This is a genomic window from Zunongwangia endophytica (genome assembly GCF_030409505.1).
Classification (GTDB): domain Bacteria; phylum Bacteroidota; class Bacteroidia; order Flavobacteriales; family Flavobacteriaceae; genus Zunongwangia; species Zunongwangia endophytica.
Genome location: NZ_JAUFPZ010000002.1, coordinates 2110805 through 2137306, shown reverse-complemented (window position 1 = coordinate 2137306; position 26502 = coordinate 2110805). Strand labels below are relative to the sequence as shown.

The following is a 26502-nucleotide window of genomic DNA, read 5'->3' as shown; positions in this document are numbered from 1 at the left end:
AATAAATTTTTAAAGTTCTAAAATCCTCTGTGGACTTGCCATGGACAAATTTACTGAAAAATCGAATACATAGGCTGTAATCTGATGCTCTGATAGTGGATTTTGATGCTAAATTGATTAACGTATTTATTTAAATATTGATGTATAATGAATATTTAAAATAATTTTATAAAATATACCGTTAATATTTGATAATTAATTATCTATTATGTAAACTTGTAATGAAATTAACTTTCTTGTAACATTTCAATCGAAAACGATGTAGTTCGTTTTAAAAGAAATTAAAAAAAATTAAACTAACGTGTAATCGATTGCAAAACGAATTTACTTATGAAATACAACTACCATAAGATGAAAAATTCTTATTTGAAAATCACAAAATTTGAGCTTAAGAAGAATGAAATTTTGAGTTTCGTGATTTTTGTTCTATTTGCTTTTACGGGTTATTCCCAGGAAATAACAGGTATAGTGAAAGATACTAAAACAGGTGAACCTTTAATGGGGGTAACGGTTTTAGAAAAAGGTACGCAAAATGGTGCGGTAACAGATTTTGACGGTAATTTTAATATTACTGTTTCGAGTACAAATACGATATTGGTGTTTTCCTATGTAGGTTTTAAAACTCAAGAGAGAAACTTGGATGGAGCTAAGACTATAGAAGTTGCATTGGAAGAGGATCTAAATCAGTTAGGCGAAGTTGTTGTGGTAGATTATGGATATGGTAATGTAAAGAAGGAAGATATGACTGGATCTGTTGCCACAATGTCAAGCAAAGAATTTGCAAAAATTCCTGTCTCCAGTGCAGCTGAGGCATTAGCAGGTAGACTACCAGGGGTTAATGTGCAAACTGCAGATGGGGAACCTGGTGCTGCGATTAATATTAGAGTTCGTGGTGGCGGATCTATAACGCAAGATAACTCACCTTTGTACGTGGTGGACGGCTTTATTGTTGGCGGTATAAACGATATTCCACCTAATGATATAGAGACTATTAATGTTTTGAAAGATGCCGCTGCTACGGCAATTTATGGTGCTCAAGCTGCGAATGGAGTAGTTGTTGTAACTACAAAAAGTCCAATCGTTGGTAGAGTTTCTATAGATTATAACAATTTTTTTCAATGGAACTTTCTTCCTAAAGATAGGAAATATGAAGTTTTATCTCCTTACGAATACGTTTTCGCTAATTATGAATATGCAAAACTAAGGTCTGAAGCAGATGTTAGAAATTATGAACGCTATTTTGGAGTATACGATGATATCGATTTATACCGATCGATGAATGGTACAGATTGGCAGGACGAATTATTTGGAGACGCTAAAGTTACCCAATTTCATAATTTAACGGTAAGTGGAGGAACTCAACAAACAAAGGTACGCCTAAGCGTTAGTAATAATAATGATGAAGGATTACTTTTAGGATCAGGCTACGAAAGAACAGCGATCAACTTTAAATTGAACCAGCAATTGGTTGAAGATAAACTAGATTTGGATGTGTCAGCTCGTATTACCGATACTGAAATTGACGGAGCAGGAACGTCAAGAAATGCACAGATTGGAATTAAGGAAGCAGTTCAAACTAGGCCGGTAAATGGATTAGCAGATGAATTAGATATAGATCTAAATCAATTAGGATCTGATAATGATTTTCAGCAGTTTTTATTGAGTCTAATAAGTCCGGTTGAATTATCTAAACAAGATTGGAGAAAGAGAACCGAGAACGACTATGTTTTGAATGCTGCAGTAAACTGGAATATTTTAGATAATCTTAGTTTTAAAACAACTTATACAAGATCTAAAGATTACAGAGAAGAATTACGGTTTTACGGTCCGTTAACAGGAGAGTCTTTCAATAATGGAGGAAGCTTACCTTTAGGGTATAAGGATAACAGAGAGAGCTATTCTTATCGATGGCTAAATACATTGAATTTTAAATATAAAGAATTAGAAAATCATAGTTTTGATTTGCTTTTAGGTCACGAGGTTTATTCTAATGGAGGAGATCAATCTTTCATCAGAGCAGAAGATTTTAGACTATCCATAACCCCTGAAGAACTTTTTGCGAACATGGCTTTTGGTAGAGTAGATAACCAATATACCAGAGAATTTACAGAGAGTAACAGGCTATCCTTCTTTGGTAGGTTAGATTATCAATTTATGGGAAAATATTTAGCAACGGTAACTGTAAGAGCAGATGAATCCAGTAAATTTTCAAAAGAAAATCGTCTTGGTATCTTCCCTGCCGTAGCATTGGCCTGGAAGATAGATCAGGAAGATTGGTTAAAGGATTCAGATGCGATTAATTCGTTAAAATTGAGAGTTAGTTACGGGCAAACCGGTAATGACAGAATTGATAATACAGCTACTCAATTCTTATTTAGCGCGACAACCAACCGGGGTCCTGGTTTTGGAAATACAGACAATGTATATTACACTCCAAGTAGTGATGTTTTGTACAATCCGGATCTGGTTTGGGAAACTACAATAAATAGAAACTTAGGTTTGGATTTTGGACTTTTTAGAAACAGATTAAATGGTAGTTTAGATGTATATTATAATACTACAAAAGACTTGCTACTTAGGTCTGCTATTCCTAATAATACAGGCTTTGCAGAGCAATGGAACAATATAGGAAGTACATCTAATCGCGGGGTAGAACTAGGCTTTAACGCATATATTGTAGAGAATGAAGATTTCAATTTCTCTACAACTTTTAACTTTGGGTTGAATAGGGCAAAGATCGAAGAATTAGATGGTACTGATGAACGATTTTTTAGATCGAACTGGGCAAGTACAGATCTAAATAATATCAACGATTATTATTTAAAGTTAGGAGGGACTATTGGTGATATTTACGGTTACGTAACCGATGGATACTATATGGTAGACGATTTTGAAAGCTATGATGAAGTTGCCGAGGAATATATATTGAAAGAGGGTGTACCGGCATCTGGTGCTGTGGTAGGAAATTCAGATATCCGCCCTGGGTTTCTTAAACTGAAAGACATAAATGGCGATGGAGTTATAAATGCTGATGACCGCCAGGTAATAGGAAATACCTTACCTAAGTTTCAAGGTGGTTTAGGATTTAATGCGAGTTGGAAAGGCTTTGATGCTTCGATCTTTTTTAACTTTCAGTATGGTAATGATGTTTACAACACAGGGAAAATTCAATTTAATCAATTTCGTCGCGTAACCTATGGTAACTTATTACAAACCATGAGTACAGATAATCGTTACACTTACATAGATGCCAGTGGAGATATAACTGGAACACCCGGAGGAATTGTTACAGACTTAGATCAATTAGCAGAATTGAATCAAGATAAAAATATGTGGTCTCATGCGAGCCATGGTATTGCAGGTGCCGTAGTTCATTCCTGGGCAATCGAGGATGGATCTTTTGTAAGATTAAATAACTTAACTCTTGGTTACAGCCTGCCAAAAGATTTAATCTCTAAAGTGGGAATGAATCAATTTAGAATATATGCGAGTGGAAGAAACCTGCATATATGGACCAATTATTCAGGATATGATCCTGAGGTAAGTACATCTGGAAGTAATTTAACTCCAGGTGTAGACTATTCTTCTTTTCCAAGAAGTAGGTCGTATACATTGGGACTTAATTTAACTTTCTAAAAAATTTACTATGAAAAATAGAATTTTATATATCATATTTTTAGGGATTTTGACGATCTCCTGTTCAGACGATTTTATGGAACCGGTATCAAGATCGACCTTTGATAATCAATATATTTACTCAAATGTAGATGATGCCAGAAATGGGGTTAACGCAGTTTATTCCTATTTTAATCAGGATGCGTTTAGATCTCGATTATCTAATAATATGGCAGGGAATACCGATATAGAACATGCATCTGGCTGGACCAGTGAGTCAGACCGGTATCAAATTTGGGATCTGGAAGCTTTACCAAGTAACCGTGACTTAGATATTGTATGGACATACGCTTATAGAGCAATTAGGGATGCAAATATTTCTATAGAAAGTATAAAAGCTAGTGGCTCATTGGAATCTGAAGATCCAAACGAACAATCTGATTTTTATCAATTATTGGGTGAGGCGTACACTTTAAGAGCGTATTGGTACAGCATGCTTATCTTTTATTTTGGAGATGTACCTTATGTAACATCAGCACCAGTTGCTGGAGATGATTTCAATTTGCCAAAAACAGATCGAAATGAAATTCTTTCCGGAGTTATTCAGGATCTAATTGATGTCGAATCTAATATGAAATGGGCAGATGAATTGCCTTACGGAATAGAACAAGTAAGCCGTGAATACACTTTGGGAATGATTGCAAGATTATCCTTGCAAAGAGGTGGTTATTTTTTAACTCCAGACCTAAGCATGGATAGGGAAAGTGATTATTTAGATTACTATCAAATTGCAAAAGATTATTCCCAGAAATTAATTGAATTAAAGGATCGCTCTTTACCTGAAGATTTTAGACAGGTATTTTTAAATCAGGCAAAATTCATTTCACCTGTAAATAGCGATATTTTGTTTGAAGTTCCCTTTTCTACAAATAGTGGAGATGTAGGTTGGAATATAGGTATGACTGTTATAGGTGGCCCAACAGCATCACATGATTATGGATCGGGAAATAATTATATGTCTATTCCTCCTACCTATTATTTTTCTTTTGATACATTGGATATCCGTAGAGATGTTACCTGCGGATTGTACCAAATAAATGAACAATTTGAGAAAGAATTCGTAGAAGCTTCTTACGATATTTCACAAGGTAAATGGAGTAGGCACTTTTTAGATAACCCACCAGGAGCATCTTCAGCAAAAGGAACAGGAATAAACTGGCCAATGCTTAGATATTCTGATGTTTTATTAATGTACGCAGAAGCCGAAAATGAATTAAACGGCCCAACAGCTTCAGCACAGGAAGCTCTTGCAAGAGTAAGACAACGTGCTTTTGAAGATACATTCTGGCCAGAAAAAGTGGATCAATATATTAATTCTATTTCTGGATCTAAAGAAAGCTTTTTCGAAGCAATAGTCGATGAAAGAGCTTGGGAGTTTGGTGGCGAAATGATTAGAAAGTATGAGTTAATTCGTTGGGGTATTTATGCTGAAAAAACAAAAGAAACCGTAGAAGAATTAAAAAATCTAGCTGATGCTGCATTTGCAGGAACTACAAACCTGCCAATTTATATGTATTGGAGAACTGATGAAAGCGGCGATTTTGAGATCTTGAATCCTAATCGAAAAGTAGTTGCTCCGCCAGATGAAACCTGGAATCAGGTTCCGTTTTTATTAAGCCTGCATAGTGACGAAACTCAATATCAGGAATGGATTCTTTACGATTGGGAAAATTACTACAATGGTCCAAATCCAGGTGTGGCAAGATATATATTCCCAATACCTACAATTGCTATCGAGAACAGTCAGGGAACTTTAAAAAATGATGGTTATGGTTTTTAATATATTAAGAGGACTTAAAATTAAGTATGCCCTAAATATTTTTGTTATTCTTGTTGGAGTGATCATGTTTAGTGCTTGTGAAAAAGATGATGAGGATTTTGATAGAACACGTCTTTTTAGACCCGTTTTAAATGAAGATCTATATTCTGAAGGAAACGTAATTATCGTAAATCTAGGTAATATGCGGAGTGCTGAATCGTATACGATAGAAGTTAGTCGTGATACGTTTGCTAATGTAGATTTTACAATAGAAACAGATACTAATTATGTAGAGATTAACGAAGATTTAATCGGTCAAGAACTCTATTGGAACACTTTATATCAAATTAGAGCAACAGCGCATGCTGATGATCCTGAATTTGATAGTAAAATTTCAGATCTGGGAAATGTAAGAACCCAAAGATTTCCATCAATACTGAATGTTCCAAGTCGCTTTGATGTGATCGATACGGCTGCCAGGGTAACCTGGACGGCAGCAGGAGCTCCGGTAACCGGAATCCAGATATATGCTGCGGAAGATCTTTCTTTAAATACGCCACTTTTCGAAGAACGATCGGTGAATCAGGAAGAAAGGGATTCAACTGAAGCTACCGTTACAGGTTTAGACCCAGATACCGAATATCAGATCGCGCTGTATAGTGAAGATCAATTAAGAGGTTGGGTAAATTATACTACTTTACCAATGGATATCGATCCTAATGATGCTAATGTTATAGATATTAGAGGTGCTACAGATTCGCTGGCGGTTTCTAATGCAGTTGCGTCTGCTCCAGATGGTGCAGTTGTTTTAATTTCTAGAGGAAGCGTTTATAAATTTCCGGAGCAAAACTTAAATAAATCCATTACCATTCGTGCAACTTACGGTTTTGGTGAAAAACAAGCCATGCTGTACACTACAGGTAACTGGGATATAGATGATAATTCAAACATTGATCATGTTCGATTTATAGATCTTAAACTTCGAGGAGAGGATTATACTGGTGATTACGTATTCAATCCAAACAGAAGCAATGTAAATGTAGGTGAAGTATTATTTGAAAAATGTCATATTTCTAATTTTAGAGGGATAATGAGAATAAGAACAACAGTGCAGGTAGAAGAATTTACCATTAGTAATTCTATCGTAGACACTATTGGAGGATACGGAATACTTACTACTGACACTGATCCATCTACAGATACACCAACTGCATCGGTACAGGAGATCAACTTATTGAACAGTTCATTTAATTATATCGATACCGGGATTCAGTCTAGAAACAACTCACAGTCTATAACCATAAACGGTTGTTCCTTTGCCAATTTTATCAATACCGGAGGCCAGTTTTTTAGATATAGAGGAGGTGATGGTAATGATAACGTAACTAACGGAATTACGATAAGTAATTCAATATTTGGGCATAGTTGGGATTTAAGCGATAGCGATAACTACGGAATCCAGGGAATTGGCCAGGGATTAGGAAATACCAACTTCAATATTGTAAATAACTATTCTACGGCGAATTTCTTCTTTAGTGGGGGCGAAATTCCAGGTTTCCCAATTGCGAATTACAATGGTACCCAGGATGATCTTTGGATGAATGTAGCTACTGAGAATAATTTTAATTTTCAGGATAGAGGATTCTCAGGAAGATTTGATACTGGTGATCCACGATGGAGAATAGAATTATAGACTAAATAATGATCAAAGCTGGAATTTTTCCAGCTTTGTTTTTTAATCCAATATTTTGAAAATTATTCTATATTTTTTTGCAGCACTCATTTTTTCTTGCTCTGGTGATCTTGATCAAAGTGAGGAAGAATCGCCTGTTGGCCACGAGCCTGTTCAGGAAGAAGCTTTCGCATTTCCTAATGCTGAAGGTTTTGGCAAGAATGCGACTGGTGGTCGTGGGGTGTAATATATAACTGGCAGGGCAATAGTATCTATTGCTGAGAAGCCATGAACGTTAACATTGTAAATAACTATTATAAACCGGGACCTTCAACCTCAAAAAAAGAACGAATCGTAGCCATCGATAAAAACCTTAATGTGGATAGTGAAGTTTATAATATTTGGGGTAAATTTTTCATTGATGTAAATTTTGTAGAGGGTAGCGAAAGAGCAAGTGAAAATAATTGGGAGTTGGGAGTATATAATCAAATACATAGCAAATACGGTAGTTTAACCCCAGAAGATAAGAATGCAATGAAGATTGAATCTCCTCATCCTATCGATGATAATGTAGAAACTCAGAGTGCTCAGCGGTCTTATGAAGCCGTAATGGCTAAGTCTGGCAATACCATGTTTAGAGATAAAGTAGATGAGCATGTAATTGCAGATGTACAAAATAAAAGTTTCACCTATACTGGATCGCGTGGAAGCACAAACGGAATAATTGATACCCAAAGTGATGTTGGTGGCTATCCAGAATTAGATAAGGGAACTGCTTTAAAAGATTCAGATTTAGACGGAATGCCAGACGATTGGGAAATTGAAAACAATTTGGATCCTGAGAAGTTTGATGCAAACGATAACGATCTTAGTACAGGTTACGATAATCTGGAAGTATATTTAAATAGCCTAAGCCCAAACATATAATCCGAAAAAAACAATCATGAAATACCGAATATCGATAAAATATCAGCCTTTTTTTATACTGAATCTTTTTCTATTATTTTTCTTTAGTTTAAACTCTGCTTCAGGACAAAATCTGGCATTTCCTGGTGCTGAAGGTTTTGGGAGATACACCAAAGGAGGAAGAGATGGTATCGTTTATAAAGTAACGAATCTTGACGACAGCGGGGAAGGAAGTCTTAGAAAAGGAATTCAAAAAAAAGAACCAAGGATTATCGTTTTTGAGGTTTCAGGAACCATTAATTTAGAATCATCTTTAGATATAAATCGCGGTGATCTCACTATAGCCGGGCAAACAGCACCGGGAGGAGGAATCACTTTAAAAGGATATCCGATAAAAGTTAAGGCGAATAACGTCATCATTCAATATTTACGGTTTAGGATGGGCGATATTAATGGTGTAGAAGACGATGCTCTAGGAGGTCGCGGTAATTCAGATATTATGATCGATCATTGCTCGATAAGTTGGGCAACAGACGAAAATTCTTCATTTTATTGGAACAAAAATTTCACCATGCAGTGGTGTATAATTTCAGAAGCATTAAATAGATCGGTACATCATAAAGGTGCACATGGTTATGGCGGAATCTGGGGCGGGCAAAATGCCAGTTTTCATCATAATTTAATTGCAAGCAATAGTAGTAGAAATCCACGTTTCGGAGGATCGTCTTCGGTTCCTAATAAAGAAGATGAACTGGTCGATTTCAGAAATAATGTCATTTTTAATTGGGGATTCAATAGTATTTATGGTGGCGAAAAAGGACGATACAATGTGGTAAATAATTACTTTAAACCTGGGCCTGCCACAAAAGAAGATGTAAAAGACCGAATTTTAAATCCTAGTAAACCTTACGGCCAATTTTTCGTAGCCGGAAATTATGTAGAAGGTTCACAAACTGTGAGTAGAGATAACTGGAAAGGTGGTGTACAATGTGACGATCCGGCTAAAACTAAAGCATCTAAAATGTTCGATATTTTGAATAATATTAATACTGAAGAAGCTTATGCTGCTTACAACAATGTCCTGAAACAAGCCGGTGCCAGTCTTTATAGAGATGAGGTGGATCAACGAATAATTACAGAAGTAAGATCTGGTAAAACCACTCTTGAAAACGGAATTATAGATTCACAGGAAGACGTTGGTGGATGGCCCAATCTAAAAAATGGAAAAAGTAAAAAAGATAGCGATGGCGATGGAATACCAGATGAATGGGAGAAAGTAAATAATCTAAATCCTAATAAAAACGACGCTACGCAATATCAATTAAGTGAGCAGTATACCAATCTCGAAATTTACATTCAGGAATTAACAAAATCGGCCCAGTATGATTTTATCGTAGCAAGTGATGGGAGTGGCGATTTTAAAACCCTTAAAGTACTAATTAACAAACTGCCCGATTTCAGAAAAAATGCGACGCGAGTGTTTATAAAAAATGGGATTTATAAAGAAAAACTGGTTTTACCAGCTTCTAAAACCAATATTCAGTTTATCGGGGAAAGTAAAGACAGTACAATAATTACTTATGATGATTATGCGAGCAAACTTAATCGCTTTGGGGAAGGTTTGGGAACAACAGGATCGACGTCTTTCTTTATTTTTGGGGACCATTTTTTTGCAGAAAACATTACTTTCGAAAATAGTGCCGGTCGCGTGGGGCAAGCCGTAGCCGTTAGGGTAGACGGAAACAAAGCTCATTTTAAGAATTGCAATTTTCTGGGCAATCAGGATACGCTTTATCTACATGGCAAAAATAGTCAGCAATTTTATGAAAACTGTTATATCGAGGGAACGGTAGATTTTATTTTTGGCTGGTCTTCAGCCGTATTTTATCAATGTAAGATTAAAAGTAAACGAGACGGCTATGTGACAGCAGCTTCTACCGAAGAAGGTGCGAAATACGGTATTGTTTTTATAGAATGTGATTTTACTGCGGAAGGAATTGAAGCAAATTCGGTTTACCTTGGAAGACCATGGAGAAATTATGCGCAAACAGTCCTTATCAATTGTCATCTTGGAGATCATATTAGAATTGAAGGCTGGCATAACTGGGGAAAACCAGAAGCTGAGGAAACCGTGTTTTATGCAGAATATAATTCAACCGGCCCGGGTGCATCAAATAATCGGGTTGATTGGGCAAAAAGCTTATCTAAAAAACGAGCGAATAACTTTATTAGGATATTGGAAAATATAAAAGAAAAGGAATAGAAAAAAATTATGTTTTTGTGAAAAATAGTATAGGATTAGTGTTTATAAATTTTCTCTACTCGACGTAAGGTTTTTGCACTATTTGCTACAAACTATGTGTAATGCTGTATTAGCTAAATTATTTAATTAGAGAATTTGAATTTAAAAGAAGTAGAGAAAATAGCTAAGGCTTTAAGTGATCGAAATCGACTGCTTATTATGAAGGCGATCCAAAAGAACGAAGGTAAGTTAGATTGTTCTGCGATTGTCGATTCATTAGATTTATCACAACCTTCCATAAGTCATCATATTAAAAGACTGGTAGAAGCCGATTTGATAATTCCGTATAAGGAAGGACGATTTTATTTTTATTCTCTGAATCAGAATATCTTAAACGATTATTTAGCTACACTCAAAAACTTACAAAGCTTCAACGATTAATATATTGAAACATTTAAATATATGAATAGTAAAGACATAAAATATTCGATACTTGAGCTTGCTCATGTGTCAAAAGGAAATACATACAAACAGACCTTAAATAATTCACTAGAATTAGCAAAATTAGCTGAAGATGCAGGTTATCATAGGTTTTGGTTTGCAGAACACCATAATATGGAGCACGTTGGGAGTACTGCGACTTCAATTCTTATGGGATATATAGCTGATAATACTTCTAAAATTAAAGTTGGTTCTGGAGGAATTATGCTACCAAACCATTCGCCATTAGTGATTGCTGAACAGTTTGGAACTTTAGCACAATTATATCCTGGCCGTATAGATCTTGGTTTAGGAAGAGCTCCCGGAACAGATCCTAAAACTGCGAGTGCAATACGATCTGATTTTATGCAGGCTGCACAATCTTTCCCAAACGAAATTGCTAAGATTGAACGTTATTTTTCGTCAGAGAATAAAACTTCAGAAGTTAGAGCTCCTATAGCTGAAAGTGCAGATGTGCCGCTTTATATTTTAGGTTCTAGTACTGATAGTGCGCACTTAGCTGCCAGAAAAGGTCTACCTTATGCTTTTGCCAGCCACTTTGCAACAAAACATTTACAAAATGCATTACGAATTTATAGAGAAGAATTTTCTGCTTCAGAAGTTTTAGAGAAGCCTTACTGTATGGCAGGTGTAAATGTAATAATTGCTGAAACCGATGAAAAAGCAGATGAATTATTTACAACATTAATACGAATGTTTCTGGGGATTTTAACCGGAGAAAGAGATGGCTTGAAACCGCCAACTCCTATGACATCTGAATTGAAAGGCGTTTTAAATCATCCATCAGTTCAGCAAATGCTTAAATATTCTTTCGTAGGAAGCAAAGCAACTGTAAAGAAACAAGTGAATGAATTTTTGGATGAAACTAATGTAGATGAATTAATAGCAGTTTCTGCGATGTATGATGCTGAAGATCGAATAAAATCAGTTAGTACATTTGCTGAAATAATGCAGGAAATCAATAAAGAATCCAAGAAACTTGAAGATCAAAAAGTGGTGTAATTCTTAAAAAATAAAGATCACACTTCTCAAAGCTGACTATTCTGAAAATGAACTAGTCAGCTTTTTTATTGATACTAAGGAAGTTTTAGGTAAATATTTTCTAAGGTTTTTTGAAAATAGCGTTGAGGTACTAAATTTTTTCTACCAAGAGTTTTTGAAATAGATTTTTACTTGGTTCAACTTTAATAGGTTTACTAAGATAACCATCCATACCTACCATTTCACCTTTTTCTATCATATTCTCTAATTTATTACCGCTTAGGGCTACTATGCGCGTAGGGCGCTTAGCTTCTATTTTTTTTATCAATCTACTTGCTTCAAATCCATCAATTCCCGGTAACTGAATATCCATTAAAATAAGATCAAAAATTGGTGAATCTCTATAAATCGCTACGCCTTCTTCACCGGTAGCAGCAGTTATAACTTCAGCACAATCAAAAATTTTATTGATAATCGTCTTTACTAAAAACAGATTAACCGGATTATCATCTACCGCTAAAATTTTAATTGGTTTCTCGAACTCTTTCATAGTAAATCTTAAAAATACTAAGCACGTTTTTTAATTGATGGTTATATACTTAAATAAGGAGTAAAAGTATTAAAATACTTATGAATATCCATTTGTATTGAAATAATATCATTTTTTATTTAAATTAGGTGAAAAATCTATGAATGTTAATATCCAATAAAGTTAGAATATCCAGTGTTATAGAGGGATCCTGGACTTATTTTTTAATTGATTTTCTAACCTGTAGTGTAACTTATGCGTTATCAGAATATTTTAATATTATTAATATTCCTATCCCGGCATTGCTGCCAACAATTTTAGGTACAGCACTTGCATTTTTTATTGGTTTCAACAATAATCAGGCTTACGATCGTTGGTGGGAAGCTAGAAAGATATGGGGCGGACTCGTAAATGATAGTAGAAGCTGGGCGAGACAATTATTATTTCTGAAAAAAACAACGGAAGAAATTCAAGGAGAAGACAGAAATTTCATTGAAATTTTAGTGCGCAGACATATCGGTTTTGTTTACGCTTTAAACAGAGGTCTGAGGAAATCTGCAGAAACCGATTATTTAAATTTCTTAAGTGATGATGATTTTGAATACCTAAGACATGAATCCAATAAAGCGAATGCAGTTTTAAATCTTCAGACAAGAGATTTAAACGAATGGTATCAAAAAGGAAAGGTTGATGGATTTCAGTTTATGCAATTAAACCAAATGCTTATCAATTTTTGTGATCATATGGGGAAATCTGAGCGTATCGCTAATACCGTTTTCCCAACTACTTATAATTACTACACGAGAGTTTTTGTCTGGATATTTATTGTGTGCTCAACCCTTGTTACTGCAGAAAGCATCGGAGTTTGGTCGATCGTTTTTGGAACCTTAATAGGATATGTATTTCTAACCATTCATAAAATAGGGGTTTCCCTTCTTAATCCTTTTGAAATGTTACCTACCGGAATTCCTTTAAACTTAATATCACGAACTATAGAAATAAATCTATTAGAAATGCTTAGAGATAAGAATATTCCAAAACAAGTGGAAAGTGTAAATGAAGAATATGTACTTTAAGGAAAGAAACCTTCTTTTGAATTTATTTCGGTGAATTTCAAAATAACTAGTAATTCTAGGTATTTTAATATGGAAGCACAAAAAAGGGCTGGTAATTACCAGCCCTTAGACAAATCTACATTATAAATAATGTATTATTTTAGAACTAGTTTAAAGCTTCTTTCAATGCTTTAGCTGCTGCTGCTGGATCTTCAGCACCATAAATAGCGCCACCGGCTACGGCAACAACTGCTCCAGATTCTTTAACCTTTTTAATGCTATCGATGTTAACACCACCTGCGATAGATACTGGCACACCAGCTCTAGAAGCTTCTTCTACAAGAACATCAATAGAGTATCCTGGTTTTGCTTGCTCATCTAAACCTGCGTGTAATTCTACAAATTCTACACCTAGTTTGCTTACTTCTTGCGCACGTTGTACACGATCTTTAACACCAATAGTATCAACAACTACCGCTCTATCGTATTTTGTAGCAGCTTCAACAGCACCAATGATAGTAGCATCATCAATAGATCCTAAGATAGTGATATAATCTGCTCCTGCTTTAAAAGCCATTTCAGCTTCTAATCCACCAGCATCTGCAGTTTTAAAATCAGCAAAAACCATTTTGTCTGGAAATGCTTCTTTCATTGCAGTAATTGCACGTACACCTTCACTTTTAATAAGTGGTGTTCCTAATTCAATAATATCGATATAAGGAGCTACTTTTGTAGCTAAAGCTATTGCATCTTCTGTGTTTAGTAGGTCGATTGCTACTTGTAATTTAGTCATAATCCTCTATGTTTAATTTATATTCTTCTCTTTCTTTACTTTTTGATCTATTCCATATTCGCATGCATCTCCCACAATTTCTCTGCGCTGCTATCAGATTGCTTCCATAAATAGTGGATAAGAGCATCGAAAATCAATAAAAACGATTGCTCAAAAAGGCTTCCTGCGTATTGCTGAGAAATAGAATTGCCATGCTCTTGTTTTCCCGCTGCCGGGATTACTATTGTGTGATCTGCTAATTCTGCTAATGGAGAAGAGTTATCTGTTGTAAAGCATACCAAATCTGCTTCGTTTTTCTTAGCAGTTTCAGCAGCATTTAATATAGATTTTGTCGTCCCCGAGCCAGATACCGCAATTAAAAGATCCTCTTTAGTGATAGCCGGAGTGGTAGTTTCACCAACGACAAAAACTTTATACCCCAAATGCATTAAACGCATCGTTGCTGCCTGTACCATAAAGCCAGTTCTACCCGCGCCAGTTAAAAATATCTTTTTAGCATTTTTAATTGGATTTTCTATCGCCTTAAGGCTGTCTAAATTTAAAGAGTGATAAAGATTTACATGTTCATTAATAATGATCTCGTAAGCATTTTGAATGCTAGTATTGTGGTTATCCTGATTGTTATTGTCCATAATAATCGTCTTTAAATTATCTCCCTGTTTTAGGAGGTACAAAATTAAGTCACGCTAGAGATCAAATTGGTATAAAATCTGGCAGATATGTGGTACAATTTGCCAGATTGTGATTTTTGTTGGGTAAAATTAGCTAGTTTTGTGGTACTTTTTGGAAAAGCCATTTTTTCCAATCTTTAATGATTTTGAATATGCTAAGTGATAAGGTTTTATATATACGAGATTTGATTGATTGTCCTGCCTCTTATTTGGATGATCCCGGGAGAAGAGAATTTTTTGAAATTGTATGGCTTAAAGATGAGAAAGCTTTGCATGTTCCTCAACATTCATTTCAGACCGTGCAGGGAGACTGGATTTATTTAATCCCGCCATACCGGGTGCATCAACTGAATAAAGCAGGAAAAAAAGGAGTGCTATTGTCTTTTAAAAGAGAACTGCTGGAAGATGATCTGAAGGAATTTTTATTAGACGTTTTCAGAATGTTCAATATTCAGGGCGAATTTTCATGTTTGCAGGTAACCGAGCAAAGTTCTAAAGGCTTAAATTCAGTTTATAATTTACTATCTGAAGAATATCAAAAGGATGAGATGAATCTAATTATGATGAAAGCACTTTTGAAAGTGTTTTTGTTGCAATTAATTCAGTTAAAAGATGAGCATTTTACTCAACATGATATTAACGAAAAGCGCATTTATGAGTTTATGCTGCTGCTGGAATCTAATTATTTAGAAGAGCGAGATACTTCTTTTTATGCTGAAAAATTAGGAATAAGCGCTAAGCGATTAAACCAGATTCTTAAAGAGAAATTAGAAAAAACCGGACTTCAGCTAATTCATGACCGACTAATTCTAGAAGCAAAACGACAAATTATACATAGTGAAAATACGATTAAAGAGATTTCATTTAACCTGAAATTTAAAGATCGATCTTACTTCAGTAGGTTTTTTAAACAACATTCAGGGATGACGCCGCAGGAGTTTCAGGCGAGTGTAAAAAGTCACGTTATTCAGCATGAAAACACTTTAATTAGCTGATATTTAGATTCTTTATTTCTGTTTAAATGTAAATTAAATGTTTCTTTAAGGCTAATTCAATGTTAAGAGATTAATTATTTCTATTTTTGAAACCATACTATTGTGACTTATGAAGTGTGGTTTTCCTTTTCTGAGGTTTCTTATAATAATTGCTGTTTGCTTAAATGCGAGTGTCTCTTTTTCCCAAACCAATGAGGAGAATTCTGAGGATGTTTTGCAGGATTGGCAGTTTCAATATGGAGCGAACGGATTCGAATTTAGATCGAGAGACAATCAATATTCACTTCAGATTCAAAGTAGATTACAGTTTCGATTTGCAACACCCGGGGATAACGATCCTCTTTCTTTCAACGACTTTAGTGAAAATAGCGGAAATGTATTCAAAATAAATCGCTCGCGTATTAAAGTAGGTGGGCATGCTTATAAACCCTGGCTAAAGTATTACTGGGAATACGATTTAGGGCAATCGAATTTGTTAGATTATAGATTAATGATCGAGCCCTGGGAATTCTTGAATTTTAAAATTGGTCAGTTTAAGGTAGAATATAGTAGAGAACGTCGTATAAGTAGTGGAGCGCAACAAACTGTAGATCGTTCTATTTTAAATAAAGCTTTTACCGTAGATAGGCAACAGGGAATAGAACTTTATGGAAGATTAAGAAGATCGGGATCGCTCGATTTTAATTACTGGCTGGGTGTTTTTACTGGTGCCGGTCGTGGCGCTACAGAAAATGATAGCAAGGATCTAATGTATTTTGGTCGTTTGCAATGGAACATTTTTGGAGAAAATATTGGTTTTAGAAGTAGTGATTTAAGCATTCATAAGAAACCGGGAGCGATAATCGCTGTGGCTGGATCTACTAATAGGAGTCAGCATACCAGATTTTCTTCATCTGGCGGGGATTTTTAGAAGGTTACGAGGGGCAAAACCCGGGGCAGTACCATCTTAAACAAGCCAATATCGAAACCGCATTGGTTTATCAGGGTTTCAGTTGGCAATCAGAAATTCATTGGAAAAAAATCGAAGATCGCATAAATTTGAGAGAAACGAATTTGAGCGGTTACTATCTGCAAGCTGGTTATTTGGTGCATCAAACTTTTAGCTGGTGGCCAAAACCTTTAGAAATAGCTGCACGGTACGCCAATTATACTCCGAATACGCAAGCGGAATCTAATTTAGATGAAATGACCTTAGCCTTCAACTGGTTTTTTAAAGGGCATCGTAATAAACTCACTATGGAGATATCAGAATTTGATCTGATCACTGAAGATTTGGGAACAAAAGATGAGTTGAGATTCCGAATTCAATGGGACATTTCAATCTAATTTTATTAGCAGTTCTAATAATATGCTAAAATTGGGCTTTCTAACGGGGAATTTTGAAAGAAAAGCCTGTAAAAATCGAATATTATTTTATTTTCGCCTGTCTAATTAATCTTATAAATATTATAACATGGAAAAGTTGGTAGAAAATATCAATGAGACATTCGAATCTTTTAAAGCTGATGCTGAAGCTCAGTTAGAAACTGGAAACAAAGCAGCCGGAACTCGTGCTAGAAAAACTTCTCTAGCTTTAGAAAAGCTACTTAAAGAATTCCGTAAAGAATCTATCGCAGCTTCTAAACAATAAAACAAAAAGCCTCTCCAAATTGGAGAGGCTTTTTTACTTCATGCCTTTTTTAGAAGTCCATTCCACTTTTTATATTATTTTTTTAATCTACTTTTTAAAACTGTATTTGCTCTAAATTCTTGATAATTGTCAGTTCTTTTTTAATCTGAAAAGCAATTAGAAATAGGAGCGCTACGAATGTTAACACAGCTGAAACTATAATATAAGTATAGAATCCCGAAGAAAGATTTTGTTTAAAACCGGGCAGCAGCAATAAGAATCCAATAACATATATCCCAAATAAAATTGGCGTCCAGATATAATGAATTTTTTTTCTGGATTTGTAATAGCGCAGCAATTGGTTATCGAATGCTTTCATACTTTGATAACTAACAAAATTTTCTTTTTGAATACCACTCGCATATTCAACACCCATTCGAATACTAAGACATGCAAGCATTACTCCCAAACCTAAAAATGTCTGGGAATATTTATAAGCTGAGATATAGAAGAAAAAACCAATCAAAATGATAATCGTGATACCTAAAACTAACTTTGTTATTTTTTGTTTACGATTTATATAATTCGATTTTTTTATAATTTCTTCGGAATTGTTTTGTGGTGCTGGTGTTTCTTTTAGCAGCCATTCATTCTTTATTTTTTCAAAATCATTCATTTTTTACACATTTTGAAAGTTGATCTTTAATTCGGTGAATTCTTGTTCTTACTGAAGCATGATTGATTCCAATCACCCTGGCAATTTCTTTTTGCGGCAAACCTTCAAGTTCTAATAATATGATCGATTTATTTTCTGCTGAAAGCTGATCGATGCAACGATACATACTGGAAAATTGAGTTTCGGTTTCTGATTGCTCTATGGGATTGTCGCCGGCAATTTCTATTTTTAGCGGTTTGGTCTTTTTCTTCCGTAATTCCTGTAAACACGTATTTACGGTAATTCTATAAATCCAGGTAGAAGTGGAAGCTTCACCTCTAAAATCATCTAAATATTGCCACACTTTTATAAAAATTTCTTGCGCTAAATCTTTAGATAAATCTTCGTCGCCACCTAGATACCCTAAACAAAGACGAAAAACTTTTGGGTAATTTGTGGTATATGTTTTCTCGAATATGATTTTCTTATTCATCGATACTTAAGGCGATATTAATTTCATCTTTTAACCATTCTGGCTGGTCATACATTATAAAATGCTTTGAATTTTTAGCAAAAATAAGTTCGTAGCTTTTCAGGTTTTCGTACTGGTTTTTATAATTTTTTTCAGCTGTTTCTTTTCCATAAGGAAGGTCTGCAGCAAGAATATAAACCGGAATATCAATATTAGATAATTTCTGGCGTAAATCTAATTTCAGAAGATCAGTATACCCATAAACATAGGTTTTGCGATCAGCCTTCATAAAATCTTTAGTAATCAACTCTTGGTCTTCAGGATTTGTGCTCATCCCAATAGCCATTTGTATAGCCATATTTTTAAATTCCGAAGTATCCATTTTTAATAAAAGCTCATTATATGGATTTTCATATGCTATGGCATCACTATTATAATTTGGCAACATTAGGGCACCCATGGCAGGTAAAGCGTCTATTAAGATCAATTTTTTAAAGTTTGCGTTTTCTGAAGTCAACCACAATCCTAAAGTTCCACCCATACTGTGACCTATTATTACCGGATTTTTAAGCTTATTTTTAATAACGTAAGTTTCGATATCCTCTTTGATTGTTTTAAGCCATGGAGTAGGGATAGGAGCAACATCGCCGAAACCTGCAAAAGTGAATGCGTGTATTTCGTGATTTTTAGAAAGGTCTTCGATTAAAGTCTTATAAACTTCAGATGTACTTGTGAAACCGGGAAGAAGTAAAATCGGCTCGCCGCTGCCATACTTTGTAACTTCAAAACTGCTTTGACTAAATGTATGGTTTGTAAAAAGCAGTGAACAAAAACTAAGGAATAAAATGAAATTTTTCATAAGAAAAGATTTAAGATTTATCCTTTAGATACTTTTTGCGCTAAATGTTACATACTTAATTTAAATATTTTCTGAAAAGAATGGAAGAGTTGCTTAGATGTTTATTCTATTGTTATTACTCTTTTTTGAGTAAATAAAAATCGCGAATCAAGCGATCTTTATATCCAGATTTGTTCGGATTTACTTGATTTAAGTCATACCGATCAACTTTTTCGATAGAATACTTAGAAAACATTTCTGAAGTGATAGTGTCATTTGGCGGTATTAGTAAGCCAAAAATTTTCTCTTTCGGCAAAGAGAAACTAGCATTATCTTTTAATATGGGAATCGGCTCACCATAATTCCAAATAATTTCCGGACTAAAAGACTTGTATTCGTAAACTTCAAATTGCTGTTTTTCGGATAGCTTTCTTAATTCAGAAAATGCCTTGTAATTAGGATTATTAATAAGAGTATCCACGAGTGGAAAACCAAAAATTATGGTTATACAGATAAAGCTTATAGTGAGATAAAAAATCTTTGCAATTTTTTTCTTTTTGAAGAAGTAGAATATTCCAAACCCAATACCTGCTAAGGCAATAGATGTTAGAATGTACCATAAATAATAAATTCCGCTAAGTTTTAAAAAAAATGGAGCAACGATAGGAAAAGTAATACCTAAAATCGCGATGAGCCCAAAATTAAAATGAACAATCCATTTCTCTTTCAGCTTTGAAATTGAATAATTTCTGAATAAATATTCTATGTAAAATGAGGTATTTAGTGCCATAGGAATCAGCACCGGTAGGAGATATCTAGACTTTTTCTCGGGGATGATTGAAAGAAGTATTACTGAAATAAGTGTCCATAGAATAGCAAATTGGTATGCTTTTTTATTGCTAACTTTATTTTTTAAGTAAGGGTAAAGTAACGCAACGAAAGACGGAATTGTCCAGATGCCACTTTGTGTAAAGAAGCTCCAATAATAATAAAACGGCCTTGTATTGTAATTGCCCCAGTTAGCTGCTTCGTCTTTAGCGATATCTAAAAATGCAATGGGGTCTGCTATTCTTACATAAGCAAACCACCATAATCCAACTGATAAACCAAGAATTAAAAACACGATCAGAGCAGGCCATTTTCTTTTAGAATGGTGAAGTTTATAAACTATAGTATAAGCAATTACAAAAGGTAAGAATAGCGTATAAAAAGACACTGGACCTTTACTTAGTATAGAAAATCCAAAGAAGATTCCTCCCAACAATGTGTTGTGCCATAACTTTTTATCATCATTAAATAATTGGAACAAAAAGTAAATAGATACCATCATAAATGAATGAGTAAAAATGTCCCATTGTCCATTTCTACCAGAAAAGATGATATAAAAAGAAGTAACTGCAACAAGTGCTGCTATAAATGCTTGTTTCCTTGTAATATTTATTAATTCTGAAAATTTGTATAAAGAAACTGTAAGCAAAGTTGCTGCGCAGGCAGCTGGCATGCGTAAAGCCCATAAACGCTCAATGCCAAATATTTTAGCCGAAATTGCAGTTAACCAGGTAGGTAAAGGAGGTTTTTCGTATCTAGGAATATCGTTTAAAGTGGTAAGCAACCAATGATCTAAAGTTAACATCTCTCTAGCCGAACCAAAATTTCGAGCTTCCATAATATTTATGTAGATAGCATCCAGATTAAAGAAAAATATGAGGATGCAAACACAAATTAGGGCAAGCAAATATCTATGAAATTTAAGCTTCATTTAATTGTTGTTTAGTTTTTTGATTTAAGATAATATTTCTTACATAAACTATACTTCCAAAAATATGTCCTGTAAATAAAACGGGATCTTTTCTAATAATGGCGTAAACTAAAATTAAACTGGCGCCAATAAGGCTTAATATCCAAAATCCCAATGGGAGGACACTTTCCTTTTTTCTTTCAGAATAGATCCATTGATATAGAAACCGAAGATTAAAAATAATTTGAGCAATCGTACCTAATATCACCAGCCAGAAAGGAATGCTTTCGTTACCAAAGAAACGTTGCAAATCTAATGTTCCATTATTGTAATTGTAAAGTAGTATAAAAGCAGGAAATAAATATATGAGTAACTGAAATATGCGTTTGATTTTATCCCATTCTCCTTGCAGCTGTAAATTTCTAATATAGATATAGTAGGTAATAGCCTGTCCAAACATGATCGAGAAATCATCCTGTAAATCGCCATAAATAAAGAGCAGAAAAGACGCTATTAAACTCAACTTCCAGAAAATACTCGGACTCAAGACTTTTTGATGTTTTTCAGAAAGGATCCATTGCAACAATAAACGTCCAGAAAAAAGAATTTGAGCAATAAAACCTACACTATATATAAGCCAGGGATTCATCCTTTTTTCGCTACATTGTAGTTAATATATTTCTTCTTCATCCAGAGGTAAGCAAAACAATCTACTAGTGGCCCAAAAAGCCTATTCCACAGATGAAATTTAGCTTCACCAGCAATCCGTGGATAATGTCTTACGTGTATCTGTTTTACTTTTCCATTCTGTAACATTATCATAGCTGGTAGAAAACGGTGTAATCCTTTAAACATCGGGATTTTTTTCGCATAGTCTGCTTTTATAATTTTTAAAGGACAACCGGTATCATTCATTCCATCATGGGTAAAACTTTTACGAATTCCATTAGCAATAAGTGAAGACATGTTTTTAACGAAAGAATCTTTACGATCAGCGCGCCATCCAGTAACTAGATCATACTCACCAATATCTTTCATTAAAAGATTAAAATCTTCGGGATCTGTCTGAAGGTCAGAGTCTATATAGCCAATTAAAGGTGTAGTGGCGTGATCAAACCCAGCTTTTATGGCGGCACTCAGTCCGCAATTTTTTTCAAAAGAGATAAAATAAAAAGACTCATTTAGACTACAAATCTTTTCTATAAAGGAAAGGCTATTATCAGAGGATCCATCGTTAACTAATAGTATACAGGTTGGTTTGCTGGCAATTTTAAGGTATAGAGAAAGTTGTTCTTCTAATCTTTCCAGATTTTCTTCCTCATTATAAATTGGTACAATAATCGTAAATTGATATTCCATGCTTACAAATTATTTACAAATGTATCTTTTAATAGAAAAAGTAAGAAGGTTATAAAGATAAATATAGATTATAAGTGAAAATCCACGTAATTTGGACTCAATAGTTTTATTTTACTGTTGTAATTACAATTAAATTTATGAAAGTTTTAGTTACTGGTGCTGCTGGTTTTATTGGATCCCATGCTGCTGAGGCACTTAATAAAGAAGGTTATCAGGTTACAGGAATAGATAATTTCTCAGAATATTATGATGTCAAATTAAAAAAGCTGAATTCTGAGTGTCTGCAAAGACATAATGTAAAAGTTATTAATGCAGATTTAAGAAAAACTGAAGATTTTAAAAAGCTTTCTACCAATTTTGATTTTATTGTTCATTTTGCAGCACAACCAGGAATTTCTAAAAGTAGCAGTTTTGATCAATACCTTCAAAATAATATAATCGGAACGCAGAATCTAATAGAGTTTGCTCACCAAAACAGAAAATTGAAGCATTTTTTTAATATTTCTACATCTTCAGTTTACGGTTTAGAGGCTACCTTTCCTGAAAATACTGCACCGCAACCGGCTTCCTACTATGGAGTCACCAAACTAGCCGCAGAGCAATTGGTTTTGGCCGAATCTCGTGCAAAACGATTAAATAGTAGTTCTTTAAGATTGTATTCGGTTTATGGACCACGAGAGCGTCCTGAGAAACTCTATACCAAATTAATATCCTGCGCATATCGCAATGAGAAGTTTCCACTTTTTTCCGGAAGCGAAAAACATTTAAGAAGTTTTACTTACGTGGGTGATATAATAGATGGACTACTTTCTGCAGTTAAAAAGCATCACGAATTAAATGGTGAGATAATCAATCTAGGTACAGAAGCAGAGTATACTACCCAGGAGGGTATTGATTATGTTGAAAAACTATTAGGTAAAAAGATCGAATTACAAACTGTGCCGAAGCGAAAAGGCGATCAATGGCACAATAGAGCTAATATTACTAAAGCTAAAAAAATACTGGAATATACCCCTAAAACGACTTTAAAAGAAGGCCTGCAAAAACAAATTAATTGGTATAAAAGTAATTTCCTATAGTTTACTATACTTTTCTAAAAGCTGTTTTGCAGCAATAAAAGGAGTTGTTTTTTGATCGAAGATTTCTTGTAATTGTTCTTCCAAGGCAACTTTTATCTCAGGGTTTTGATAAAAAGACTGTTTCAATTGTTCGTTAATGGTTTGCAGTAGCCAAAACTTACTTTGTTGTTTTCGGTTTTGCTCGAAATAGCCATTTTTCTTGGTGTTTTTTTCAAAGGACTCGATAAGATCCCAAACCGCCGCAATTCCTTCATTGTACAAAGCACTACTCATCAATACTTCGGGTTTCCAGGTACTTCCCTTGGCAGGATAGAGTTGTAGCGCCCGTTTAAACTCTAATTTGGCATTTTTGGCAGGTTTTAAATTTTCACCATCGGCTTTGTTAATAACGATAGCATCAGCCATTTCCATAATTCCACGTTTTATGCCTTGTAATTCATCACCAGCTCCGGCTAATTTCAACAATAAAAAGAAATCGGTCATGCTATGCACGGTGGTTTCACTTTGACCTACACCTACGGTTTCAATCAAAATCACATCAAAGCCGGCGGCTTCACATAAAATAATACTTTCTCGTGTTTTTCTGGCAACGCCCCCAAGAGAATCGCCAGAAGGACTTGGACGGATAAATGCATGATTTTCTTTTACCAGATTTTCCATTCGAGTTTTATCACCCAGAATACTTCCTTTAGAAATACTGCTGCTGGGATCCACAGCCAAAACAGCCACTTTTTTACCTAATTTTAAAAGATGACTTCCAAATGTCTCGATAAAAGTACTTTTACCTACGCCCGGTACACCGGTAATTCCTATTCTAATCGATTTCCCTGCGGAAGCTAAAGCTCCTTCTATAATTTCTGAAGCTTGTTGCTGATGCTTCACTTGGTTGCTTTCTACAAGTGTAATTGCTTTGCCTAAAGCTGTTTTATTTCCATTTAATAATTGCTGAAGAAGCGTTGTCGTATTTTGCTTTCTTTTCCGAAGATTCTTAATTCTTTCAGCAGCGCTATCACTTACATTTTCTGAAGCAGAAATGCCTTTGTGTTGAGATAATGCAGATTTGTTTGTGGACTTCGCCAAGGTGCGCTTATTTATGACAAATTTATGAATTCATTCTTTGAATGCGAATTTATGGAATAGTATATTGTTATTGAATAATATAAAAAATTCAAAAAGATGAAAACTTTGTATTCAGCTAAAGTAACTACCGAAGGAGGTAGAGACGGTAGAACTACTAGCGAAGACGGAATATTAGATATGAAACTTTCCAAGCCAAAAAGTCTTGGAGGAGAAGGTGGAGACCATAGTAATCCAGAGCAGTTATTTGCTGCAGGATATTCAGCTTGCTTTGGAAGTGCTTTAGAAATGATTGCTAAAAATGCTGATGTAGATCTTGGCGATTATAGCGTAACTGCTACGATCGATTTGGGACAAACAGAAGATAAAGACTTAGAGCTTTCTGCTATTTTGGATATTTATATTCCAGACATCGATGTAGAAACCGGTGAAAATCTAATTAACGAAGCTCACGAAGTTTGCCCTTATTCTAGAGCAACCAGAGATAATATCGACGTGACTTTAAACCTTCTTATTGACGAAGATTAATTTTTTGGAATAAAGATTTAATTTAGAGAAGAGGCTTCTAGTGTAGGAGTCTCTTTTATTTTTATAGGAACTGTCACACTAGTTTGATCCCAGGATAACGCTAGAAAGACTAAATCATTAGCTTCTTCAAAATAAATAGTGAATTGTTCTACAGTTTTATTTAGATTACTCACGGGAACTTCAACAATCAGTGCATCAAAATCTACATCGCGATAAGGCAAGCCTTTAAGATCTATCCCCCAGGGATACATTTTTGTATTAAAAATTACTTCCCAACTATCTTTTTTAGGGATCGTCCATAATGTATAATCTCCTTTTTTCAACAAACTGCCATCTACCATAACATCTTTATTGGTTTTAAAGATGGTAGCCTCGTTTGCACCCGTACGCCAAACAGAATCGTAAGGAACAAGATCCCCAAAAATTTCTCTTCCTTTTTTATAAGGACGATTATAGAAAACTTCAAGACTTAAGTCTTCATTATTAAAGACCACAGTATCATCTGGGCTATATGCTTTGGTATTATAACGAACTGCAAAAAAGATCACTGCTGCCACCAAAAGGCTTATTCCTAAAATTTTTAATAGTAACTTCAGGTTATTATTCATAGTTAAATATTAGGGCTAAACTTAGCATTTGCATCTGGCGGTTTAATATTCTAAAATAAGGATATAAATTGATTCTACATTTTTAATTAAAAGAAATCGAGTTTTTGCAACATGTTTAATTTTAGATCGTCTTTAAAGTGAACAACAACCAATCAAAAAACCATTTTGTTACAACATCAGTTAATAGAAGATTGTAAGAACAACAGCCGCAAAGCGCAGCTAAAGCTTTACAATAAATACTGTGAAGGTATGTATTACGTGGCATTTAGGTTTATGAACGATACCCAGGAGGCAGAGGATGCGATGCAGGAAGCTTTTATAAAAGCTTTTGCAAAACTGCATCAATTTACCGGAGAGGTCACCTTTGGAGCCTGGTTAAAAAAAATCGTCATAAACAAATGTCTAGATAAGCTAAAAGCAAAGAAGCTAGAGCTAGTTGCGATGAACGAGCAAGTTCTTGGAAAAGTCGACGAAGAAGAAGACTGGAGCGTTAATGATGGGATTACCGTCGAAGATATTAAAATAACGATCAGTGAACTTCCAGAAAAGTATCGTTATTCTTTAATGCTATTTTTAGTAGAAGGTTACGATCACGAAGAAATTTCAGAAATACTGAATATTACTCAGGTAGCTTCCAGGACGCTGGTACACCGCGGAAAGAAAAAATTGCAAGAAAAGATCAGGAATCTTGATAATCAATCAGGAGAAATGAATAGAAAAACACAGTTTTAAATCGAAGGATTTTTTTAGATGATCATTC

At 34.6% G+C, this 26502-nt stretch carries 27 protein-coding genes; 16 read left to right on the top strand and 11 right to left on the bottom strand.

Annotated features, from left to right (window positions below):
• Window positions 1–330: 330 nt before the first annotated feature.
• From QWY91_RS09375 to QWY91_RS09340, 8 genes are all read left to right on the top strand, one after another.
• Window positions 331–3636 carry a SusC/RagA family TonB-linked outer membrane protein gene (locus QWY91_RS09375; protein ID WP_290234171.1) on the top strand — a complete coding sequence of 1102 codons (3306 nt, stop codon included), beginning with the start codon at window positions 331–333 and terminating at the stop codon, window positions 3634–3636.
• A gap of 10 nt (window positions 3637–3646) precedes the next feature.
• On the top strand, window positions 3647–5455 hold the full coding sequence (locus QWY91_RS09370) for a RagB/SusD family nutrient uptake outer membrane protein (RefSeq protein ID WP_290234169.1): 1809 nt from the start codon (window positions 3647–3649) through the stop codon (window positions 5453–5455).
• Entirely contained in the window at window positions 5445–7127 is a 1683-nt protein-coding gene (locus QWY91_RS09365) for a fibronectin type III domain-containing protein (RefSeq protein WP_290234166.1), read from the top strand. The genes QWY91_RS09370 and QWY91_RS09365 overlap by 11 nt, the downstream gene beginning before the upstream one ends.
• Window positions 7128–7182: 55 nt before the next feature.
• Window positions 7183–7353, top strand: a complete 171-nt coding sequence (locus QWY91_RS09360) for a hypothetical protein (RefSeq protein ID WP_290234162.1) — start codon at window positions 7183–7185, stop codon at window positions 7351–7353.
• A gap of 41 nt (window positions 7354–7394) precedes the next feature.
• The gene (locus QWY91_RS09355) at window positions 7395–8033 is read left to right on the top strand and encodes a hypothetical protein (RefSeq protein WP_290234159.1); all 639 of its coding nucleotides are present in this window, start codon (window positions 7395–7397) and stop codon (window positions 8031–8033) included.
• 16 nt (window positions 8034–8049) lie between these two features.
• Window positions 8050–10275, top strand: coding sequence for a pectinesterase family protein (locus tag QWY91_RS09350; RefSeq protein ID WP_290234156.1), 2226 nt, complete (start codon window positions 8050–8052; stop codon window positions 10273–10275).
• Between the two features lie 135 nt (window positions 10276–10410).
• Window positions 10411–10695, top strand: coding sequence for an ArsR/SmtB family transcription factor (locus QWY91_RS09345; RefSeq protein ID WP_290234153.1), 285 nt, complete (start codon window positions 10411–10413; stop codon window positions 10693–10695).
• A gap of 21 nt (window positions 10696–10716) precedes the next feature.
• Entirely contained in the window at window positions 10717–11757 is a 1041-nt protein-coding gene (locus QWY91_RS09340; protein ID WP_290234151.1) for an LLM class flavin-dependent oxidoreductase, read from the top strand.
• Window positions 11758–11887: 130 nt separating this feature from the next.
• Here QWY91_RS09340 and QWY91_RS09335 read toward each other — a convergent pair whose 3' ends face one another.
• Window positions 11888–12286 carry a response regulator gene (locus tag QWY91_RS09335; RefSeq protein WP_290234148.1) on the bottom strand — a complete coding sequence of 133 codons (399 nt, stop codon included), beginning with the start codon at window positions 12284–12286 and terminating at the stop codon, window positions 11888–11890.
• A 143-nt stretch (window positions 12287–12429) separates the two neighbouring features.
• Between QWY91_RS09335 and QWY91_RS09330 the strand changes: the two genes are divergently transcribed.
• Window positions 12430–13341, top strand: coding sequence for a bestrophin family protein (locus QWY91_RS09330; RefSeq protein WP_290234145.1), 912 nt, complete (start codon window positions 12430–12432; stop codon window positions 13339–13341).
• A 145-nt stretch (window positions 13342–13486) separates the two neighbouring features.
• Here QWY91_RS09330 and hxlA read toward each other — a convergent pair whose 3' ends face one another.
• Both hxlA and hxlB read right to left on the bottom strand, forming a co-directional pair.
• Complete coding sequence (gene hxlA, locus QWY91_RS09325) at window positions 13487–14113, bottom strand: 3-hexulose-6-phosphate synthase (protein WP_290234142.1); 627 nt, start codon at window positions 14111–14113, stop codon at window positions 13487–13489.
• A 47-nt stretch (window positions 14114–14160) separates the two neighbouring features.
• Entirely contained in the window at window positions 14161–14745 is a 585-nt protein-coding gene (hxlB, locus tag QWY91_RS09320; protein WP_290234140.1) for a 6-phospho-3-hexuloisomerase, read from the bottom strand.
• A gap of 191 nt (window positions 14746–14936) precedes the next feature.
• Here hxlB and QWY91_RS09315 point away from each other — a divergent pair, with 191 nt between their 5' ends.
• From QWY91_RS09315 to QWY91_RS09300, 4 genes are all read left to right on the top strand, one after another.
• On the top strand, window positions 14937–15779 hold the full coding sequence (locus tag QWY91_RS09315) for a helix-turn-helix domain-containing protein (RefSeq protein ID WP_290234137.1): 843 nt from the start codon (window positions 14937–14939) through the stop codon (window positions 15777–15779).
• Window positions 15780–15888: 109 nt separating this feature from the next.
• On the top strand, window positions 15889–16689 hold the full coding sequence (locus QWY91_RS09310; protein WP_290234134.1) for a porin: 801 nt from the start codon (window positions 15889–15891) through the stop codon (window positions 16687–16689).
• A gap of 62 nt (window positions 16690–16751) precedes the next feature.
• Window positions 16752–17105 (top strand): porin, encoded by a 354-nt coding sequence (locus QWY91_RS09305; RefSeq protein WP_290234132.1) that lies wholly within the window; start codon window positions 16752–16754, stop codon window positions 17103–17105.
• A 127-nt stretch (window positions 17106–17232) separates the two neighbouring features.
• The gene (locus QWY91_RS09300) at window positions 17233–17409 is read left to right on the top strand and encodes a BF3379 family histone-like protein (protein ID WP_290234128.1); all 177 of its coding nucleotides are present in this window, start codon (window positions 17233–17235) and stop codon (window positions 17407–17409) included.
• Between the two features lie 94 nt (window positions 17410–17503).
• On the opposite strand, the gene QWY91_RS09295 is transcribed toward QWY91_RS09300, so the two are convergent.
• From QWY91_RS09295 to QWY91_RS09270, 6 genes are all read right to left on the bottom strand, one after another.
• On the bottom strand, window positions 17504–18064 hold the full coding sequence (locus QWY91_RS09295; RefSeq protein WP_290234126.1) for a hypothetical protein: 561 nt from the start codon (window positions 18062–18064) through the stop codon (window positions 17504–17506).
• The gene (locus QWY91_RS09290; RefSeq protein ID WP_290234123.1) at window positions 18057–18536 is read right to left on the bottom strand and encodes an RNA polymerase sigma factor; all 480 of its coding nucleotides are present in this window, start codon (window positions 18534–18536) and stop codon (window positions 18057–18059) included. Before QWY91_RS09290 ends, QWY91_RS09295 begins: the two co-directional genes overlap by 8 nt.
• Window positions 18529–19374, bottom strand: coding sequence for an alpha/beta fold hydrolase (locus tag QWY91_RS09285; protein ID WP_290234120.1), 846 nt, complete (start codon window positions 19372–19374; stop codon window positions 18529–18531). The genes QWY91_RS09290 and QWY91_RS09285 overlap by 8 nt, the downstream gene beginning before the upstream one ends.
• A gap of 115 nt (window positions 19375–19489) precedes the next feature.
• Window positions 19490–21112 carry an ArnT family glycosyltransferase gene (locus QWY91_RS09280; RefSeq protein ID WP_290234118.1) on the bottom strand — a complete coding sequence of 541 codons (1623 nt, stop codon included), beginning with the start codon at window positions 21110–21112 and terminating at the stop codon, window positions 19490–19492.
• Window positions 21102–21740: a lipid-A-disaccharide synthase N-terminal domain-containing protein gene (locus tag QWY91_RS09275; RefSeq protein ID WP_290234116.1), complete on the bottom strand. Its 639-nt coding sequence runs from the start codon at window positions 21738–21740 to the stop codon at window positions 21102–21104. The genes QWY91_RS09280 and QWY91_RS09275 overlap by 11 nt, the downstream gene beginning before the upstream one ends.
• Window positions 21737–22450, bottom strand: coding sequence for a glycosyltransferase (locus QWY91_RS09270; protein ID WP_290234114.1), 714 nt, complete (start codon window positions 22448–22450; stop codon window positions 21737–21739). The genes QWY91_RS09275 and QWY91_RS09270 overlap by 4 nt, the downstream gene beginning before the upstream one ends.
• Window positions 22451–22587: 137 nt before the next feature.
• On the opposite strand from QWY91_RS09270, the gene QWY91_RS09265 reads away from it, so the two are divergent.
• Window positions 22588–23529 (top strand): NAD-dependent epimerase/dehydratase family protein, encoded by a 942-nt coding sequence (locus QWY91_RS09265; protein ID WP_290234112.1) that lies wholly within the window; start codon window positions 22588–22590, stop codon window positions 23527–23529.
• On the opposite strand, the gene meaB is transcribed toward QWY91_RS09265, so the two are convergent.
• Window positions 23524–24609 (bottom strand): methylmalonyl Co-A mutase-associated GTPase MeaB, encoded by a 1086-nt coding sequence (gene meaB, locus QWY91_RS09260; protein WP_290234110.1) that lies wholly within the window; start codon window positions 24607–24609, stop codon window positions 23524–23526. The genes QWY91_RS09265 and meaB overlap by 6 nt on opposite strands.
• 96 nt (window positions 24610–24705) lie before the next feature.
• On the opposite strand from meaB, the gene QWY91_RS09255 reads away from it, so the two are divergent.
• The gene (locus tag QWY91_RS09255) at window positions 24706–25134 is read left to right on the top strand and encodes an organic hydroperoxide resistance protein (RefSeq protein ID WP_290234108.1); all 429 of its coding nucleotides are present in this window, start codon (window positions 24706–24708) and stop codon (window positions 25132–25134) included.
• Window positions 25135–25151: 17 nt separating this feature from the next.
• Here QWY91_RS09255 and QWY91_RS09250 read toward each other — a convergent pair whose 3' ends face one another.
• Window positions 25152–25742 (bottom strand): DUF2911 domain-containing protein, encoded by a 591-nt coding sequence (locus tag QWY91_RS09250; protein ID WP_290234106.1) that lies wholly within the window; start codon window positions 25740–25742, stop codon window positions 25152–25154.
• 165 nt (window positions 25743–25907) lie between these two features.
• Here QWY91_RS09250 and QWY91_RS09245 point away from each other — a divergent pair, with 165 nt between their 5' ends.
• A complete protein-coding gene (locus QWY91_RS09245) occupies window positions 25908–26474 on the top strand; it encodes an RNA polymerase sigma factor (protein WP_290234104.1) in 567 nt (188 codons plus the stop codon).
• Window positions 26475–26502 lie beyond the last annotated feature (28 nt).

What these genes read in the sequence shown, in the direction of transcription:
- QWY91_RS09340 (WP_290234151.1), top strand. Translation starts at nt 10,717, where the DNA reads ATGAATAGTAAAGACATAAAATATTCGATACTTGAGCTTGCTCATGTG.
- hxlB (WP_290234140.1), bottom strand. Translation starts at nt 14,745, where the DNA reads ATGGACAATAACAATCAGGATAACCACAATACTAGCATTCAAAATGCT.
- QWY91_RS09290 (WP_290234123.1), bottom strand. Translation starts at nt 18,536, where the DNA reads ATGAATAAGAAAATCATATTCGAGAAAACATATACCACAAATTACCCA.
- QWY91_RS09280 (WP_290234118.1), bottom strand. Translation starts at nt 21,112, where the DNA reads ATGAAGCTTAAATTTCATAGATATTTGCTTGCCCTAATTTGTGTTTGC.
- QWY91_RS09315 (WP_290234137.1), top strand. Translation starts at nt 14,937, where the DNA reads ATGCTAAGTGATAAGGTTTTATATATACGAGATTTGATTGATTGTCCT.
- QWY91_RS09300 (WP_290234128.1), top strand. Translation starts at nt 17,233, where the DNA reads ATGGAAAAGTTGGTAGAAAATATCAATGAGACATTCGAATCTTTTAAA.
- QWY91_RS09330 (WP_290234145.1), top strand. Translation starts at nt 12,430, where the DNA reads ATGTTAATATCCAATAAAGTTAGAATATCCAGTGTTATAGAGGGATCC.
- QWY91_RS09370 (WP_290234169.1), top strand. Translation starts at nt 3,647, where the DNA reads ATGAAAAATAGAATTTTATATATCATATTTTTAGGGATTTTGACGATC.
- QWY91_RS09355 (WP_290234159.1), top strand. Translation starts at nt 7,395, where the DNA reads ATGAACGTTAACATTGTAAATAACTATTATAAACCGGGACCTTCAACC.
- QWY91_RS09350 (WP_290234156.1), top strand. Translation starts at nt 8,050, where the DNA reads ATGAAATACCGAATATCGATAAAATATCAGCCTTTTTTTATACTGAAT.
- QWY91_RS09255 (WP_290234108.1), top strand. Translation starts at nt 24,706, where the DNA reads ATGAAAACTTTGTATTCAGCTAAAGTAACTACCGAAGGAGGTAGAGAC.
- QWY91_RS09295 (WP_290234126.1), bottom strand. Translation starts at nt 18,064, where the DNA reads ATGAATGATTTTGAAAAAATAAAGAATGAATGGCTGCTAAAAGAAACA.
- QWY91_RS09270 (WP_290234114.1), bottom strand. Translation starts at nt 22,450, where the DNA reads ATGGAATATCAATTTACGATTATTGTACCAATTTATAATGAGGAAGAA.
- QWY91_RS09250 (WP_290234106.1), bottom strand. Translation starts at nt 25,742, where the DNA reads ATGAATAATAACCTGAAGTTACTATTAAAAATTTTAGGAATAAGCCTT.
- QWY91_RS09310 (WP_290234134.1), top strand. Translation starts at nt 15,889, where the DNA reads ATGAAGTGTGGTTTTCCTTTTCTGAGGTTTCTTATAATAATTGCTGTT.
- QWY91_RS09365 (WP_290234166.1), top strand. Translation starts at nt 5,445, where the DNA reads ATGGTTTTTAATATATTAAGAGGACTTAAAATTAAGTATGCCCTAAAT.
- hxlA (WP_290234142.1), bottom strand. Translation starts at nt 14,113, where the DNA reads ATGACTAAATTACAAGTAGCAATCGACCTACTAAACACAGAAGATGCA.
- QWY91_RS09335 (WP_290234148.1), bottom strand. Translation starts at nt 12,286, where the DNA reads ATGAAAGAGTTCGAGAAACCAATTAAAATTTTAGCGGTAGATGATAAT.
- QWY91_RS09265 (WP_290234112.1), top strand. Translation starts at nt 22,588, where the DNA reads ATGAAAGTTTTAGTTACTGGTGCTGCTGGTTTTATTGGATCCCATGCT.
- QWY91_RS09285 (WP_290234120.1), bottom strand. Translation starts at nt 19,374, where the DNA reads ATGAAAAATTTCATTTTATTCCTTAGTTTTTGTTCACTGCTTTTTACA.
- QWY91_RS09375 (WP_290234171.1), top strand. Translation starts at nt 331, where the DNA reads ATGAAATACAACTACCATAAGATGAAAAATTCTTATTTGAAAATCACA.
- QWY91_RS09275 (WP_290234116.1), bottom strand. Translation starts at nt 21,740, where the DNA reads ATGAATCCCTGGCTTATATATAGTGTAGGTTTTATTGCTCAAATTCTT.